This is a genomic window from Massilia sp. S19_KUP03_FR1 (assembly GCF_036688685.1).
Classification (GTDB): Bacteria; Pseudomonadota; Gammaproteobacteria; order Burkholderiales; family Burkholderiaceae_D; genus JALYUM01.
Genome location: NZ_JAQQPS010000020.1, coordinates 110,551 through 127,615, shown reverse-complemented (window position 1 = coordinate 127,615; position 17,065 = coordinate 110,551). Strand labels below are relative to the sequence as shown.

Sequence of the window (17,065 nt, the reverse complement as noted above, 5' to 3'; positions counted from 1 at the left end):
AGCGCGCTCTCGATCACCAAACGCCTGTCCAGGCACTGAAAAACTGGCACGATAAAAAGCCAGAATTATTCGTTAAATGCGTCTATAACCAAGCGGGTCTTGACACCTAAACTCATTTGCAGTTCGCACGAGCACGCTGCCGTCCAGTGCGAACATGTTCGTTTAAAAACGCAAGCCGCTGCAGTTATACTCCGATACAGTTTCGCAACTGGTGTTCAATTAACCCTTGGCCAATTAGTTCGCCGAGCATTTTAAGATAAGCGGTAATCGCTTCCTCGATTGGGACTAACCACGGTTTATCACTAGTTGCGGGGTAAGTGGTGGGTTGTACCCACATAAAATATTTTTGGGAAAATGACTTATTAACAGAGTCTGGCGCGATGCAGCTTCGCCTTGAAACTTCCCAAAGTACACTTTCAGAATATTGCCCCACCAACTGAACAACGCAGTCGCGAACATCCTGTAGACCCGGTAGAGAATCATCCTTAACACATGTTTTTCCGCTACCCAACGTTTTTGTTCGCTCAGCCAATAGGGATGTCAGGAAACGGTCATGCATTTGCGCCCCTTTTCCGCCCAGCAGTGATAGCGTCACTATATCGGCTCACTGAGTCAGTGGTTCGGTCCAAAGACCAATAAGAAATGTAGCATCAAACTCACATGTCTTCGATTGAACTGTTCGATCAAACGGGCTAAAACGCCCTTGGGTGACGTTGCCTAACAACTGTGCCATTATTGTCCTCCGTCGCTGGACGGCCTACTATACCTTGCAGCAACTGGCGGTTTGATTGGTTTCCTGCGAGTCGTACCGGTTCTGCTTTTCCAATTCGGCAACTTGCTATGCTTAACCAAACGGCCGGATTCGACCCAGGCTGTGTAAAAACGCAAAAACTTGAAATTTTCAAGGGTAGGGTTACCCTTCCGGACCCTGAGAAAATCGCTTAGCGAGCGTTTTGAGAGGCCGATTTTTTCGTTCACGGTTTTTCCTCACGTTTTTACACAGTCTGGGCCAGAAGCAACCATAGCGATCTTGTGGCGTCCTGCTGAGGCACCGTCGGGACCGGCTTGGCCATCGGTCGGGCGGCGTAGCGGGCAAGCGGCATGTCGCCGGGCATACTAGAATCATGTGTTTTTTTGATAATGTTGCTCCGCGCGTTACGGGGCTAATTGAAAACAGGTCAGCATGCCATTCTCATCGCGATATATCGCTCTTCTCCTTGCCTGTCTTTCGTCGTGCGCGCTTGCGCAGCAGCCTCCTGCGGAGCTGGCGCGCAAAGTCTCCGCTGAATTAGACCGGTGTACCAAAGCACTCAAGTGCGAAGTCAATGCGTGCGCCAGCAATGGCGGCCTAAAGGCTTGCTATGGCCGGTCCAACGCCCTTTGGGATCAAGCAATCGCGCGGCTCGAAGCAAGGCTCGACAAAAAGGACGGCTGGTGTGCAACCTATTGGGCGGAATTGAAGCTTGCTCAAGCCAAGTTTGCGGAGCAAGCCAGCCAGGTGAAGTCGCTCGGGGATGGCCCGTACAGTACGGATGACGATCTTGCTTTGCTCATGTATCAACAGCAGTATGAACTCGCCTATTCTGTGGCGAAGAACAGCGCGTGCAAATGAAAATTTTAAAGCAACCTTTATCGCACGCGCCTGCACAGATGACCGCGCATCGGCGCGCGTGAGGCGGGAAAATGTTGACTCCGTCAGCAGAGGTGGCGAACTAGGCACCATTGCTCGGTGTCCGCTGTGGGTCCAGGCTGTGTAAAAACGTAAAAACCGGAAATTTCCATTGGTAGGGCAACCCTTCCTGACTGCGGGAAAACAGCGTAGCGGCCGTTCTGAGAGGCGGAATTTTTTTGTTCTCAGATTTTCTTCACGTTTTTACACAGCCTGGGTCGTATGCGGCCGGTCGGCAAAAATCGCAACAAGTTCAGATTGGCAACATGCTAGACTTGTCCGAACAGCCGGTTTCGGCCAGAACCGGTCGTTCGTTTCCGAATTTAGTTTGCGCTCTGCATAATTTATTCGGGCGCTTAAACATGCCCTGTACAGGTCTGCGTCGCCGCATACGAAGAATTGATGCGGCAGGTGTGAGCGTTACGCGCTAGCGCCGAGCCACTGCGGAGGCGATCACGGTCTTTATCGCATCTGCCACATCCACCGGACTCTGCTTCTGCATCTGGTGATCGGAATTGACGAAGATCTTCTTCGAGCTAGGATAGAGCGCTTTGACATAGGCCACCGTTTTCGGATCGTGGTCGAACACGCCGAAGTCAACGGCTACAGCGGTCGGATCGGTAGGCCGGTTGATTAACTGCACGATCGGCTTGTCGTCGATGGACGCCAGCTTGGCCACCTCTTCGCCCGTCTGGTAAATCAGGTTGATCTCCTCATTGACTGTCGCCGAAAAGAACACCTGCTTGACGGCGCGTGTCCACCACGGGAAATTTTCCGGTTTCTTGATCACGCGCGGATACAAGGCATCGACTAGTACCATGCCAGCGACCTCATCTGGGTGGCGTCGCGCGAACAGTTGCATATATAGGCCGCCAAGCGAATGGCCCACCAGAACGTAGGGCGGCTTTAATCCCTTTTGCTGCAGACCGCGTCGGAGTTCCTCAACAATGGTCATGCCGTCACGTGGCGTATCGGTCTTCTCGCTGCTCCCGTAACCGGGCCGATTGTAGGCATAGACTGCGACTTCTGGCGGCAAGGCGGCGATGACCCCGGTCCAAGAATCGACCGTCGCGCGCGAGCCATTTTCGAACACCACGCACAATTTTGCATCCGGAGGATTGATCGTAATTGTTTCGAGTCGGTGTCCGGCGATCGTGTCGATCTGCACGGCGGTTGGGGTAGCCAGTGCAGGGGTTGCGATAAATAGACTAGAGAACAAGGCAAAAAGTATCGACATTTTCAGAAACGAGACCATGGTCTAATTTTTCGGTTAGTGAAGACAAATTATTGTTCCAATGACATAAGAGTTCAGCGCCAATGCGCTGAACTGCAACCTGATTGGACAAACTGCACAATCCTGGGTGTTGAAGGGATGTGGCACCTGGACGGCGCTCGTTGAATTCGGGTTCCGTCAAGCCGATGCCGTTCCCTAAGAATGGCGATTCCAGACTGCCCAGCAGGGTCTCGGACGAACAGTTTGCTGAACTGCGTGAAGAAGGCGAAGTAGGACTCCGTACTCCTCCAATCACTATGGGGCGATGTCTGCAAGACCTGGAGCGAACGTCCGCAATGGGTCGGGAGCTGCCTGTCACGTCCACCGCTGGATTTCCAACTTGGCAACCTGCTATGATTACCTGAACGGCCGAGTTAGGCCAGGAGCAGGCCCTTGCTAGGTCGCCTATGATAACAAGCAGTAACAAACATCTTGCTAACTTGGACCTCCGCGATAGCCCATCCAACCAATCGTCCGCAACCCGATAACAGCAGCTGCTTACCAGAAACCTTATGGAACAAGCCCAATACATCGATGAGTTGAAACGCCGTTAGCCACGACGTTCATTCCATTCGGAGCAAACCGAAGCAACGGTCCAGCTGTCAAAAACGGCAATTCAAGAACATCCGACATGTGCCAAGTTGTGGGTCATGCGAGGCAACCTTTGGAACTCGCTGAGTTTGAAACTGCCGCCCCCCTCAAGGAACCAGTACGCTGTTATCGAATGGCGATAAAAATCGATCCGTTCAACATTGAGGCCTATGAGGATCTGGCGTGGTTCCTTGACGCTGTTCTTAGAAACCGAAGAAAGGGAAAACGGTTTTTTGAAAAAGCACGCCGTCTCAAGCGAGTTGTGAGGGCTTCGGCTAACCGGCAACTTTTTACTTCGGGTGAAAGGGAAGGATCGGCATAATTTCATCAAGACATTATCCAAATCTTCGGTGTAGCTTTGGCGATTAGCAGAGCAACATCTATGGAAATGCCGCCGAGTTGACCGTCCGGTTTGGGTCGGCACCGGCCTGTCGTGACAATGTAATTACTTTTCGCTTAGCAAGCTGCTATCCTGCTCTGACAGACCGATTTCGGCCACAAGCGGCCTGTCATCGACGACCACTGACGGCGCAACTCCGGGCATGCCAAATGGACTGCCGCTACCACATAAAATCCGACCATGACCAAACGCGCCCAGAAGGATCAGCAAAGCTCTGTCGCTGCCGACCCGGAGCAATGGTCTGAGCAGAGCAAGCATTCAATCGCCTACCATTACAAGCGCGAATATGTTGATAAACCATTCAAGTGCTGGCGGTGCAGCGCGGCCTGTACATTTACTGCCCTAGACCAGAAGTACACCTTCGAAATCAAAAAAGCCAGCATCGATCAGCGGCGAAAATTCTGCGCTACGTGCTGGTCGGAGTCGAATCAGCTGCGCGCTGCGCTTTCTGAATACGACGTGCGCTGGGCCGCTGAGAAGTCAGGCCTACGGGCTAACAAAGAATTTCTGACCGAATGGCTTGAGTTGCTCACGCGCTGGAAGCAGTTCGCGCCATACAACCACGATATTGCAAAGATTAATATGGTTCGCGGGTTACTGAAGCTCGAGTAACCGCGTCTGAGCTACATACTTGATGGCGAACGTCCGGAATGGGTCGGGTGCTGCCGTTCGTCACTACACGATGAGTACGTAAGAATGAGGTCCGATTCAAAAGGAGAACCTCATGAAACCGAACGCGCAGATGCCGCTTCATCAAGCGGCCTGGAACAAGGGCAAACTGGTCGGCCAAAAGACACCGTTGAAGTTGAAGGAGATATGGGCAATCCGAATCCGCCTCCAGCCGACGGAAAAAGTCAGGGACCTGGCCCTGTTCAATCTTGCCATCGATAGTAAGCTCCGCGGCTGTGACTTACTGAGTTTGAAAGTTAGCGACATCGCACAGGGGCGTAGCATCATGCACCGTGCGATCGTGATGCAACGTAAAACGCATCGCCCAGTTCAGTTTGAAGTTACTGACATAACAAGGCAGGCTTCGCTAGCCTGGATTGATCACGCCAAGCTTTCAAGCAATGCGTTTCTCTTTCCGAGCAGGGTTGCGGAATCACCACATTTGTCAACGCGACAGTATGCGCGTATCGTCAGGCGATAGGTGGCTTCGATTGGACTTGATGTGGTGGCCTATGGCACACATACGATGCGCCGAACGAAAGCGACGCTGATCTATCGAAGGACCAAGAATCTTCGTGCGGTTCAGCTGCTTTTGGGACATACCAAGTTGGAAAGTACAGTACGATACCTCGGAATCGAAGTCGATGATGCACTTGAGATAACTGAGCAAACCGAGGCGTAGGGGCGTGCCGCCGCTGGCCTCGGTCAGCGGTCAACTGCCGGTGAAAAGCCGGCCTGGCAGCGACTGGCGGATTTCGGCCAAAAGCAGTCACACAGCCGTAACTAGATGTTGGTATCGTTCGGAAAGAAATCTCTTCAGGATTTCATAACGCAACTTTTAGACAGAATTAATGCTCCATGAAAATTTTTCAAAAACAAGTGTGGATGAATGCTGTAGCGACCGGTGCGGGCGTTTTTTGCACGATCGCATTGATGAAAAGTGCAGGCTTCTGGCCAACTACCGGCATCGCGCAATTTGCCGTGTATTTCTTTTGTTTCATGGGACTCTGGCGATTTTTCTCATTTCTGCTATGGCTTGCGACGCTTGTTGTTCCTTCGTCAAAGTTAGAGAAATCTTCAAGTTGATAGCGTAAATCGTTGATGTGGTTATCATCACTCTCTGTGCGACTATGTAAAAACCCTCAGAGACTTTTACGTGCTTAATACAATCGTACTTTGGTATACCTCAACTTCTGTCCTTTCGCGACAAGTCGTGCTTTTCCTCCTTGTCCCTGCGAGTGAATGGTTTTGGCTCGGACCAGCTTTGCGTGCGGAGAATATCGCTATTGGTTTTAACCGTGCCCTAGCGTGGGCAGGCCTGTTGGTTTTGCTCGCCTTAAGAATGCTGACGACAGTGTTAATAGTTCTCTTCGCACTGGAGTTCTACAAAATTATTACCTTAGTAAAAAGCAAGTTCGTCGCCCGATTTTGTCTCGCATTGCTTTTCGGATGGGTCTTGCTTCCGATGCATCTGATAGGCCATTGATCGGCTGATCCTTAACTGGCGCCGCTGCCCTTGGCGGCCTTCGACGAGATGCACGCTAGAACTCTTACATTGTTGCGATGTTGCTAGATCAATTTCGTCGAAACCTCATGTCTTTGCATTGACCTGCAACTGTCTTTCATTGTATACACATAATATCGGTGTGTTCATGCATCGAATATGCTAAACAAAATAAAGTGTAAAAACTGTATTTTGATAACGTAACTATGAAATTATATAACGCTCTTCTTAATTTTTATAACCTTGGGAATGATAACGATATGTTGAAGAAAATATTGACTGGCTTAAGCTTAATCGGTTTGCTACAGGGTTGTTCTACCATCGGTGTTGACCAAATGGTCTTCACCAATGGCATGGTTACGAGCGCGCGCGGTGGCTACGCCTTTGAAGAAACCCCGATGAAGAAAATTAAGCAGCGCGATTCATTAGTTGTGATAACTCACGCGAAATGGGAACCACTTACCTCCGACGCTGGCCGTCATGCGGTCAACTGGACGTGGTATATGGACGGAAAGGTTGTGGCGATCCGCAAGCAGGACATGAAATTCGCGAAGAGTCCGTTTCGCTTGTTCTGGAGGTTGCCAGCGGGAGATTTTGACCCAGGTCACTACCGGGTCGAAGTCTCCATCGACGAAAAAGTGGTCGATACCCTTGAGTATGATGTTGTGATTTGAATAGAGAAGCAATCCGGTTCTTTTGTCTGGCGGTTTGCCGACTGTGGAGACGGTGGCTCAGAGACTGGGTTGATGCCCGAGCAAGTCGGCGCTGAAGAAGCAGGTCAAGCGCGTTGAGATGACCATCTTCTTCGCCGGCCTGTTGTCCTGTCTCATCAGTATGGAAGCATGCGACAGCGCGCATTACCAGACACTCAATTAGAAAGGTCGAACGTCCGCAATGGGTCGACAGCTGCCTGTCGGCCCAGGCGTAATTTCATCTGCAGTTAGCCCAAGCACGCTGCCTTAGGATGCAAGCGGGCGCCAAGGATGGCGAACATATTTTCCGCTATCGCCACCACGCGCCATCCGTCATTTGCACTTGATCTGAGCCGGAAAACGCGTCGCATGCGAGCATGGCCCGTTTCAAACGCGAGCCGCTACAGCTAGACCGCAATCCCGTACTTGCGCTTGGCCACCAGGAACTCTTCCTGCAGGGCCAGCAGGCGCGGATGCGCGTCGTCGAGCGCGCCGATCTTCGCCAGCAGCGTGGCGCACTGTTCGGCCAGCTGGTGATCCCAGCCCAGCTCAAGGATTTGGCGCAGCGTGCCGCCAGCCAGTGCCACCATTACCTGCACATTGCCCGGCGCGATCTGCAGCGCTTCCTGGAGGGTGAGCACGGCCCCGCGCACGTCGCCCATCTTGCGCTTCTCGTCGGCCACGCCGAGCAGGATCTGCGCCTGCGCCTTCAACTGCGCGCCGATGCCCCTGGCGAGATCTTCGCGACCGGCGCGCACAAACACGTTCAGTGCCTGCTGCTGGGTGACGGCATTGATCCCGGCGCTGCCCGCCATCGCCCCAAGCATCACCTCCGACGCTTCATCGTCCATCTGGTGCGCCAGGCAGCTGCGCGCCAGGTCCATGCGCAGACTGCCGGAAATGCCGGAGCCGGCGCGCACATTCGTCACTGCCGCCTGCAGTTCGGTGACCGCGGCCACCGTATTGCCGGCCGCCTCGTGCAGCAGTGCCGTCGACACGGCCTTGCAGGCATCGACCGTGGCACTGGCGCGCAGCGATTTTTCCAGGTCGCGGATCACGCTGCCGGCCTGCAGCGTGTCGCCCCTGGCCACCAGCGTTTTGACCAGTTTCACATGGTCTTCCGGGTCGCGGAATTCGGAGTAGCGTGCTTTCGCCACCACCTGCCGGAACGATTTTTCGGCGGCGCCCAGGTCGCCGGCCTCGTAGGCGACTTCGCCCAGTTTGCGCAGGCGCCGCACCACGTGGGGCGAGCGCAGCACCGCGTCTTCCAGTACTTTTTGTGCCTGCGCCATGTCGCCCAGCGCCTCGTGACAGCGCGCCAGCAAATCGTAGGCCACCATCAGGCGCGGGTTGGCGCCGAGAAGGCGCTCAAGGGTGGTGCGCGCATCTTCGGCGCGGCCGAGCGCAAACAGCACGCGCGCCAGGCCCAGCACTGCCCAGCCGAGCGGCTTGTCGGCCACGATTGAAGCGTACACGCCCTGTGCTTCGGCCAGTTCGTCCAGGCGCACGTGCAGTTCGGCGCGCAGGCGCGCGAAGTCGGCGGCGAAGCGGGGGTGCTGTTCTTCCTCGCTGCAGAAGCGGATCGCATCGCGCAATTTCGACTGCTCCAGCAGCTGCCAGGCCGGCAGCATGGCGGCGCGCCGGTCAAGCGCGCGCGTGAGGCGGCTGCCCAGGTCATCCATCGTGAACGGTTTTAATACGTAATCGGTGGGCGTCAGTTCGGCGGCGCTGACGACGCGGCTCTCGACGCCTTCCGAGGTGAGCATGATGAAGATCGCGGCCGGGCCGATCAGCTGGTGGTGGCGCAAGTCTTCCAGCAGCTGCTGGCCGTCCTGTCCAGTATCGAGGCCCAGGTCGTACTCGCACAGGATGATGTCGACATGGCGCCGGCCCAGCGCCCGGATGGCGGTGCCGGCGCTGACCGCGAACTCGATCTTGCTGATGCCGAGCTGGCCGAGCATGTTCTGCAGGTTGCCGCGCATGCCCGGATTGGGGTCGACGACCAGCACCGACAAGTGGCTGTTTTCTTGTATCGTATCTTTCATCTTCCAACCCTGGCGCCGCAGCGTTCAATCCAAGCCCATGCTCAGTCCATACAATAGCGGTTTGGCCGCGCCGGGGCAAGCGCCTGCAGCTGCCGAGACAAGGGTCGCTGCGATGCCCTTGGGCAGGGTATAATACCGGCCTGTTTCCACCCGCAGCCTCGCTGCTCAAATCTCCTTCATGCCATGTTGATTCTGCCGGGTTCCAACGCCCTCTCCGTATTCCGTTCGCAACGCCTCCTGAACCAGCTGCAATCCGTCGCTCCGGCGATCGTCGCAGTCCAGGCCCGCTTCTATCACTTCATCGATACGGCCGCGCCGTTGACGCTTGACGACACCGCACGCCTCGATGCGTTGCTGACCTACGGCGAGCCGTTCGCGCCAGCCGCGGGCGAGGGCGCCGTCGAGGAATTCTTCGTCATCCCGCGTCTGGGCACGATCTCGCCGTGGGCCTCGAAAGCGACCGACATCGCGCGTAACTGCGGCATGGGCCACATCCACCGCATCGAGCGCGGCGTGGCGTTCACGGTCACGCTGAAAAAAGGCCTGCTCGGTTTCGGTACCAAGTCGTTGAACGAAGACGACACGGCCGCCGTGGCCGCGCTGCTGCACGACCGCATGACCGAAAGTGTGCTGCGCAGCGCCGACCAGGCCTCACTGCTGTTCTCCGAACTCGAGGCGCGCCCGCTCGAATCAATCGATGTGCTGGCGCGTGGCCGCGCGGCGCTGGTCGAGGCCAACACGGAACTTGGTCTGGCCATGTCCGACGACGAGATCGATTACCTCGACGCCGCGTTCACGCGCGCCGCGCGCAATCCGACCGACGTCGAACTGATGATGTTCGCCCAGGCGAACAGCGAGCATTGCCGCCACAAGATCTTCAACGCCGACTGGATCATCGATGGCGTGGCGCAGGAACGCAGCCTGTTCAAGATGATCAAGAACACCCACGAACTGCACCCGCAGGGGACCATCGTCGCCTACAGCGACAATTCGTCGATCATGGCCGGCGCTGAAGTCACACGTTTCTTCCCGCGCGGTGACACGCATGAATACGGTGTCGACCGCACCCTGACGCACACGCTGATGAAGGTCGAGACGCACAACCACCCGACCGCAATTTCCCCATTCCCGGGCGCCTCCACCGGCGCCGGCGGCGAAATCCGCGATGAAGGCGCAACCGGCCGCGGCTCGAAACCGAAGGCCGGCCTGACCGGTTTTACGGTGTCGAACCTGATGATTCCGGGCGCCGTGCGCGCGTGGGAGAACGCGGCCAGCGTGACGGCGCCGGCCGGCGCGCGCGCAGACACGGGCGCCTACGGCAAGCCGGACCGCATCGCCTCGCCGCTGCAAATCATGACTGACGGCCCGCTCGGTGGCGCGGCGTTCAGCAATGAATTCGGCCGCCCGGTCCTGGCCGGCTACTTCCGCACCTACGAACAGAACGTCGGCGGCACCGCTTACGGCTACCACAAGCCGATCATGATTGCCGGCGGCATCGGCAATATCGATGACGCGCACACGCACAAGAACGACATCCCGGTCGGCAGCCTGCTGGTGCAACTGGGCGGCCCGGGCATGCGCATCGGGATGGGCGGCAGCGCCGCCTCGTCGATGGCGACCGGCACCAACACGGCCGATCTCGATTTCGACTCGGTCCAGCGCGGCAACCCGGAAATGGAGCGGCGCGCGCAGGAAGTCATCAACGCGTGCTGGCAGATGGCGGACCACAACCCGATCATCTCGATCCACGACGTGGGCGCCGGCGGCCTCTCGAACGCTTTCCCTGAAATTACCAATGACGCCAAACGCGGTGCGATTTTCGACCTGCGCAAAGTGCCGCTGGAAGAATCCGGCATGGCGCCAAAAGAAATCTGGTCGAACGAATCGCAGGAGCGTTATGTGCTCGCCATCGCACCGGAAAGCCTGGCGCTGTTTGCCGCACTGTGCGAGCGTGAGCGCTGCCCGTTTGCCGCGGTCGGTGTCGCCACCGAAGAGCGTCAACTGAAGGTCATCGATCCTGCGATGGGAAATAATCCGGTCGACATGCCGATGGATGTTTTGCTGGGCAAACCGCCCAAGATGCTGCGCACCGTCGAACACGTCCATACGACCTATCCAGCCATCGATCTGACCGGGCTGGATCTGGCCGAGGTGGCCGAGAAGGTCTTGTTGCTGCCATCCGTGGCCGATAAATCGTTCCTGATCACGATCGGCGACCGCACCGTTGGCGGCATGAGTGTGCGCGACCAGATGGTCGGCCCGTGGCAAGTACCGGTGGCCGATTGCGCCGTCACCACCATGGCCTTCGACAGCTACGTCGGCGAAGCGATGGCGATGGGCGAGCGCACCCCGCTGGCGGTCATCAACGCCGCCGCCTCCGGCCGCATGGCGGTCGGTGAAGCCATCACGAATATCATGGCAGCGCCCGTGGCAGAGATTAGCGAGATCAAGCTGTCGGCCAACTGGATGGCCGCCTGCGGCCAGCCGGGCCAGGACGCGGCGCTGTTCGACACCGTGCGCGCGGTCGGCATGGAACTGTGCCCGGCACTCGGGATCAGCATCCCGGTCGGCAAGGATTCGCTGTCGATGCGCACCACCTGGAAAGATGGCGACGAAGCCAAATCGATCACCTCGCCGGTGTCGCTGATTGTCACGGCCTTCGCACCGGTGGCCGACGTGCGCCGCTCGCTGACGCCGCAACTGCAGACGGACAAGGGCGAAACGGCCCTGATCCTGATCGATCTCGGTCGTGGCAAGAACCGCATGGGCGCCTCCGCGCTGGCGCAAGTGACCCAGCAGCTGGGCCACGAAACGCCGGACGTCGATTCGTCCGACGATCTGAAAGCCATGTTCGCCGCCGTCCAGCGTTTGAACCTCGACGGCAAGCTGCTCGCTTACCACGACCGCTCCGATGGCGGCCTGTACGCAACGCTGGTCGAAATGGCCTTTGCGGGCCGCTCTGGTGTGTCGGTCAACCTCGATATCCTGGCCATGGAAAGCGGTAACGGGGCCGACTGGGGCGACGCCAAGAACTGGGCCACGCAAGTGGGCGAGCGCCGCAACGACATGACTTTGCGCGCGTTGTTCAACGAAGAACTGGGCGCGGTCCTGCAAGTGCGCGCCGAAGACAAGAGCGCCGCGATGCTGGTCCTGCGCGAACTGAACCTGGGCGCCTGCAGCCACATCATTGGCAAGCACAATGACCGTGGCGTGATCGAATTCACCCGTGACGCCAAGCTCATTTACAACCAGCAGCGCAGCCACCTGCACCGCCTGTGGAGTGACACCAGCTGGCGCATCGCTCGCCTGCGCGACAACCCGGATTGCGCCGACGCCGAATATGGCCGGCTGCTCGACGAAACCGATCCGGGGATGTCGCCCGTCGTCACCTTCGACATGCTGGATAACGTCGCCGCGCCATTCATCGCAAGCGGCGCGCGCCCGCGCGTGGTGATCCTGCGCGAGCAGGGCGTGAACTCGCATATCGAAACGGCGTGGGTCATGCACCAAGCCGGCTTTACGGCCATCGACGTGCACATGAGCGACCTGATTGCCGGCCGCGCAAAGCTGGACGATTTCCACGGTGTGATCGCCGTGGGCGGCTTCTCGTACGGCGACGTGCTGGGCGCTGGCGAAGGCTGGGCCAAGACCATTCTGTTCAATGCCCAGCTTGCGGACCAGTTCGCGCGCTTCTTTGCCCGTACCGACACCTTCGGTCTCGGCATCTGCAACGGTTGCCAGATGATGAGCAATCTGAAATCGATGATCCCGGGCGCGCAGGCATGGCCCAAGTTCACGCGCAATAAATCGGAGCAGTTCGAAGCGCGCTTCGGCATGGTCGAAGTGCAGGCCTCGAAGTCGATCTTCTTCGACGGCATGGCCGGCACCCGCGCGCCGATCGCCATCGCGCACGGCGAAGGCTTTGCCGACTTCTCGCTGACCGGCGACATCAATGCGGTGGCGGTCGGCCTGCGCTACGTCGACAACACCGGCGCGGTGACGCAAACGTATCCGTTCAACCCGAACGGCTCGCCGCAGGGTATCGCGTCGGTGACCAACGATGACGGCCGCTTCACCGTCTTGATGCCGCATGCCGAGCGCGTGTTCCGTTCGGTGCAGCAGTCGTGGCATCCTTCGAGCTGGGGCGAGGATTCGCCATGGATTCGCATGTTCCGCAATGCGCGAAAGTTTGTTGGCTGATTGCAGATATGCGATAAAAAAAGCGCCCTGGTCCGGGCGCTTTTTTCATGGCGCGCTTAGCTCGTCCCAGGTGAGCCCGGATGGCCAGCGGATGCTGTCGATGCCGCGCTTCATGGCGCCGTTCAGCATGCCGATCTTCTCCTGCGCCATATTCATTTCACGCACAAGCGGCGGCAGAATGGCAAACTTGCGAAAGACTTTGGCTGGTCGATAGGAGAACGCGATTTTCACCCGCAGTGGCGCGTGGCCGTAGGTATGGAGCACGACCATGATGGCGTCCTGTCGTCCTTCCTGCAGATCGACCAGACCGTCATAGGCAAATACTTGCCACATCGCGCCCTCGGGATTCTGCTCCAACAGGCGGGCGCCATGCGCAAGTGTGTCGGCAACGTCGTCGGCCGCTGAGCCGAGCCATGACGTTGGCGCGTTTGCGCTCAGTCGCAAGGGGGTGACCGGGCCACCATTCGCGGCGATCATCATTTGCCACGCAGCGATACGTCCGACGGCATCCATGCCGGTCCACCACACGGCGGGCCCATTGCGCTCGATCGTCTCAATTAGGTTGGCCACGTGATGACGGGCACGCAGTTTGTTGCCGCTGCCGAGCAAGCGCTCTTCGATCCAGTCGAGCGGCAGCAGCACCGCGCCGTGATTGCGCGCATAGGCCACCATTTGCGTGTACGGCGCATCCGGTATCTGCGTGCCTTGCGGCAAAATCCGTAGCGCGGCGGCCCGGTCGTACCATTCGAACATGGCGCCGGTGCGGCGGCGCACGACGTCGATCAGATGGTACGCAATCAAGGCGCAGAAGTTGCGGCCTTGTGGTGTTTGCTGGATATCCTGCGCGGTCGGGTGGGCGTGCTCGGTGATCGCGTCGAGCAGGATGTCGAGTCGATCCAGCCCATCATCAGTCTGGTCGAGCCGGGTTTGCGCCAACTGAAGCGGATACAGCCAGCCACCGTCGATGATGCGCCCGGCTGCGTAGGTATCGAGGAACTGTTGCGCGCGTTGGTTCATAAGCAGTGTCTTGATTGAACGAAGGGGAGAAGCTGCACAGTATCCAATGCACGATGGAATTTCTCAAAGGAATTATCTTTTGAAAAAATGCTGATATCCACCACCATTTATTTATATTCTGGTGATATGTAGCGCGACTTACAGGGGCCAATAAGCGATATTGGACAAATCCGCGCGCAGGCCTCACGCTGCTATGCTTGTTCCTTCCTCGTTTCCGGAGACTGTCATGCCCACCTATCGTTCCCATACCACCACCCAGGGCCGCAATATGGCCGGCGCCCGTGCCCTGTGGCGCGCCACCGGCATGAAGGACGGCGACTTCGACAGCAAACCGATCATCGCCGTGGTCAACTCGTTCACCCAGTTCGTGCCCGGTCACGTGCACCTGAAAGACCTCGGCCAACTGGTTGCGCGCGAGATCGAAGCGCACGGCGGCGTGGCGAAAGAATTCAATACGATCGCGGTCGACGACGGCATCGCCATGGGCCACGGCGGCATGCTGTATTCTCTGCCGTCGCGCGACCTGATCGCCGACTCGGTCGAGTATATGGTCAATGCGCACTGCGCCGACGCGATGGTCTGCATCTCGAACTGCGACAAGATCACGCCCGGCATGCTGATGGCCGCGATGCGCCTGAATATTCCGGTAGTGTTCGTCTCGGGCGGGCCGATGGAAGCGGGGCGGGTGGTCAAGGTGGTGGGGAACGAACGCAAAATCATCAAGCTCGATTTAATCGATGCGATGATCAAGGCCGGCGACGCGAATGTGTCGGATGCCGACGTGGCCGAGATCGAGCGCGCGGCCTGTCCCACCTGCGGTTCGTGCTCTGGCATGTTCACGGCGAACTCGATGAACTGCCTGACCGAGGCGCTCGGCCTGTCGCTGCCGGGCAATGGCACGGTCGTCGCCACCCACAGCGACCGCAAGGAACTGTTCCTCGGCGCTGGCCGGCTGATCGTCGAGATCGCGAAACGCCACTACGAGCAGGACGATTACTCGGTGCTGCCGCGCTCCATCGCCACCAAGGAAGCGTTCGAGAACGCGATGGCGCTGGACGTGTCGATGGGCGGCTCCACCAACACCGTGTTGCACCTGCTGGCCGCCGCGCACGAAGCAGAAGTGGCGTTCACGATGGCCGATATCGACCGCATCTCGCGCAAGGTACCCTGCCTGTGCAAGGTCGCCCCGATGACCGATAAATATCACATCGAAGACGTGCACCGCGCCGGCGGCATTTTTTCGATCCTCGGCGAACTGGCCCGGGCCGGCTTGCTGGATACCTCGCTGCCGACCGTACACAGCCCGACCATGGGCGCCGCGATTGCGAAGTACGACGTGGCGGTGAGCGATGACCAGGCCGTCCACAAACTTTATCGGGCAGCGCCAGGCGGCGTGCCGACCCAGGTCGCATTTTCGCAGTCCGAGCGGTTCGAGGCGAATGACCTCGACCGCAGCACCGGCTGCATCCGCGACAAGGCCCACGCTTATTCGCAGGATGGCGGCCTGGCGGTCCTGTACGGGAACATCGCCGAGAAGGGCTGCATCGTCAAGACTGCGGGCGTGGACGACAGCATCCTGGTGTTCTCGGGCCGCGCGCGCGTGTTCTCGAGCCAGGACGCGGCGGTCGAGGCGATCCTGGGCGACCAGGTGGTCGAGGGCGATGTCGTGGTGATCCGCTACGAGGGACCGAAGGGCGGGCCGGGAATGCAGGAGATGCTGTATCCGACCTCCTACATCAAATCGAAGGGCCTCGGCAAGAAGTGCGCGCTGTTCACCGACGGGCGCTTTTCGGGTGGCTCATCGGGACTGGTGATCGGTCACGCCTCGCCGGAAGCGGCCGAGGGCGGCGCGATCGGACTGGTGGAAGAGGGCGACATGATCGATATCGACATCCCGGCGCGCACCATCAACCTGCGCGTGACAGTCGAGACCCTGGCGCACCGCCGTGCCGCCATGGAAGCGCTGGGCGCCGAGGCGTGGTTGCCAACCGGGCGCGTGCGTTACGTGTCGCAGGCACTGCAGGCGTATGCGGCACTCACAACGTCGGCAGATCGCGGTGCGGTGCGCGACCTGGCGCAATTGAAGCGCTGATCGTTCTGCCCAAAGAAAAAGCGCTTCCTCGGAAGCGCTTTTTTCATGCAACGATTCGATTACTGAATCTTTGCTTTCTTCATCAACTCTTCGCGGAACGTCGCCAGCTTGCGCTGTTGGAGTTGTTCGGCCACTTGCTGTTTGACTTCTTCAAACGCCGGCACTTTGGCAGCGCGGGTGTCTTCCAGCTTGATGACGTGGAAACCGAATTGCGACTGCACCGGCATCTGGGTGATTTCGCCTTTTTTCAGGGCGACCATGGCTTTCGAGAATTCAGGCACGTAGGAAGCAGGGCTAGCCCAGTCGAGGTCGCCGCCATTGGCAGCGGAACCGTCCAGCGAACCTTTGGCCAGTTCTTCGAACTTGGCGCCGCCTTTGAGCTTGACGATGATCGCCTTGGCTTCATCTTCGGTTTTCACCAGGATGTGGCGGGCGTGGTATTCGGTGGTGCCAACCTGTGCCTTGTACTTGTCGTACTCGGCCTTGATATCGGCATCCTTGACCGGGTTTTTCTTGACATAATCAGCCAGCATCGCATTGATGATGATGCTCTGGCGGGCATTGTCGAGGGCAGCCTTGACATCGGCGCGGTTGCCCATGCCTTGTTTGTCGGCTTCCTGGATCAGCACTTCGCGGCCGATCAGGTCTTTCTTGATGGCGTCGCGCAGTTGCGGGCCGTCGGTACCTTTACCTTGGGCGACGACTTGTTTGACGACCTGGTCGACTTTGGACGCAGGAATTGGCTTGCCATTCACGGTTGCCACGTTTTGTGCAAAGGCTGGGGCAGCGGCGATGGCGAGCAGGGCGAACATCAGGCGAGCGGGCTTCAAAATCATCATTCAGATCCTATATAAACGCGAAAAGTCGCCAGACTGGCGACGCATGCCGGCGCGGGTAAGCGCCGGCGGGTACG

The 17,065-nt window shown here is 58.3% G+C and carries 11 protein-coding genes and 2 pseudogenes; 8 read left to right on the top strand and 5 right to left on the bottom strand.

Features of this window, described 5'->3' with window-relative positions:
* Window positions 1–110 (top strand): annotated as a pseudogene (locus V6M87_RS21025) (IS481 family transposase); the annotation flags it as partial.
* 74 nt (window positions 111–184) lie between these two features.
* On the opposite strand, the gene V6M87_RS21020 reads toward V6M87_RS21025, so the two are convergent.
* A complete protein-coding gene (locus V6M87_RS21020; RefSeq protein WP_332878617.1) occupies window positions 185–559 on the bottom strand; it encodes a hypothetical protein in 375 nt (124 codons plus the stop codon).
* Window positions 560–1,183: 624 nt separating this feature from the next.
* On the opposite strand from V6M87_RS21020, the gene V6M87_RS21015 reads away from it, so the two are divergent.
* Window positions 1,184–1,612, top strand: coding sequence for a hypothetical protein (locus tag V6M87_RS21015; protein ID WP_332878616.1), 429 nt, complete (start codon window positions 1,184–1,186; stop codon window positions 1,610–1,612).
* A 484-nt stretch (window positions 1,613–2,096) separates the two neighbouring features.
* Here the strand turns inward: V6M87_RS21015 and V6M87_RS21010 are convergent, their stop codons facing one another.
* Window positions 2,097–2,924 (bottom strand): alpha/beta fold hydrolase, encoded by an 828-nt coding sequence (locus V6M87_RS21010; RefSeq protein WP_332878615.1) that lies wholly within the window; start codon window positions 2,922–2,924, stop codon window positions 2,097–2,099.
* A 1,189-nt stretch (window positions 2,925–4,113) separates the two neighbouring features.
* Here V6M87_RS21010 and V6M87_RS21005 point away from each other — a divergent pair.
* From V6M87_RS21005 to V6M87_RS20990, 4 genes and pseudogenes are all read left to right on the top strand, one after another.
* Entirely contained in the window at window positions 4,114–4,545 is a 432-nt protein-coding gene (locus V6M87_RS21005; protein WP_332878614.1) for a zinc-ribbon domain containing protein, read from the top strand.
* A 112-nt stretch (window positions 4,546–4,657) separates the two neighbouring features.
* Window positions 4,658–5,284 (top strand): annotated as a pseudogene (locus V6M87_RS21000) (tyrosine-type recombinase/integrase).
* Between the two features lie 176 nt (window positions 5,285–5,460).
* Entirely contained in the window at window positions 5,461–5,688 is a 228-nt protein-coding gene (locus V6M87_RS20995; RefSeq protein ID WP_332878613.1) for a hypothetical protein, read from the top strand.
* 624 nt (window positions 5,689–6,312) lie between these two features.
* Complete coding sequence (locus V6M87_RS20990; RefSeq protein WP_332878612.1) at window positions 6,313–6,780, top strand: hypothetical protein; 468 nt, start codon at window positions 6,313–6,315, stop codon at window positions 6,778–6,780.
* A gap of 425 nt (window positions 6,781–7,205) precedes the next feature.
* Here the strand turns inward: V6M87_RS20990 and V6M87_RS20985 are convergent, their stop codons facing one another.
* Window positions 7,206–8,843 (bottom strand): response regulator, encoded by a 1,638-nt coding sequence (locus V6M87_RS20985; RefSeq protein WP_332878611.1) that lies wholly within the window; start codon window positions 8,841–8,843, stop codon window positions 7,206–7,208.
* A gap of 183 nt (window positions 8,844–9,026) precedes the next feature.
* On the opposite strand from V6M87_RS20985, the gene purL reads away from it, so the two are divergent.
* Complete coding sequence (gene purL / locus V6M87_RS20980) at window positions 9,027–13,043, top strand: phosphoribosylformylglycinamidine synthase (protein WP_332878610.1); 4,017 nt, start codon at window positions 9,027–9,029, stop codon at window positions 13,041–13,043.
* 45 nt (window positions 13,044–13,088) lie between these two features.
* Here purL and V6M87_RS20975 read toward each other — a convergent pair whose 3' ends face one another.
* Window positions 13,089–14,060 carry a hypothetical protein gene (locus V6M87_RS20975; RefSeq protein WP_332878609.1) on the bottom strand — a complete coding sequence of 324 codons (972 nt, stop codon included), beginning with the start codon at window positions 14,058–14,060 and terminating at the stop codon, window positions 13,089–13,091.
* 226 nt (window positions 14,061–14,286) lie between these two features.
* On the opposite strand from V6M87_RS20975, the gene ilvD reads away from it, so the two are divergent.
* Window positions 14,287–16,152: a dihydroxy-acid dehydratase gene (ilvD, locus tag V6M87_RS20970; protein WP_332878608.1), complete on the top strand. Its 1,866-nt coding sequence runs from the start codon at window positions 14,287–14,289 to the stop codon at window positions 16,150–16,152.
* Window positions 16,153–16,211: 59 nt separating this feature from the next.
* Here the strand turns inward: ilvD and V6M87_RS20965 are convergent, their stop codons facing one another.
* Window positions 16,212–16,988 carry a peptidylprolyl isomerase gene (locus V6M87_RS20965; protein WP_332878620.1) on the bottom strand — a complete coding sequence of 259 codons (777 nt, stop codon included), beginning with the start codon at window positions 16,986–16,988 and terminating at the stop codon, window positions 16,212–16,214.
* Between the last annotated feature and the right edge of the window lie 77 nt (window positions 16,989–17,065).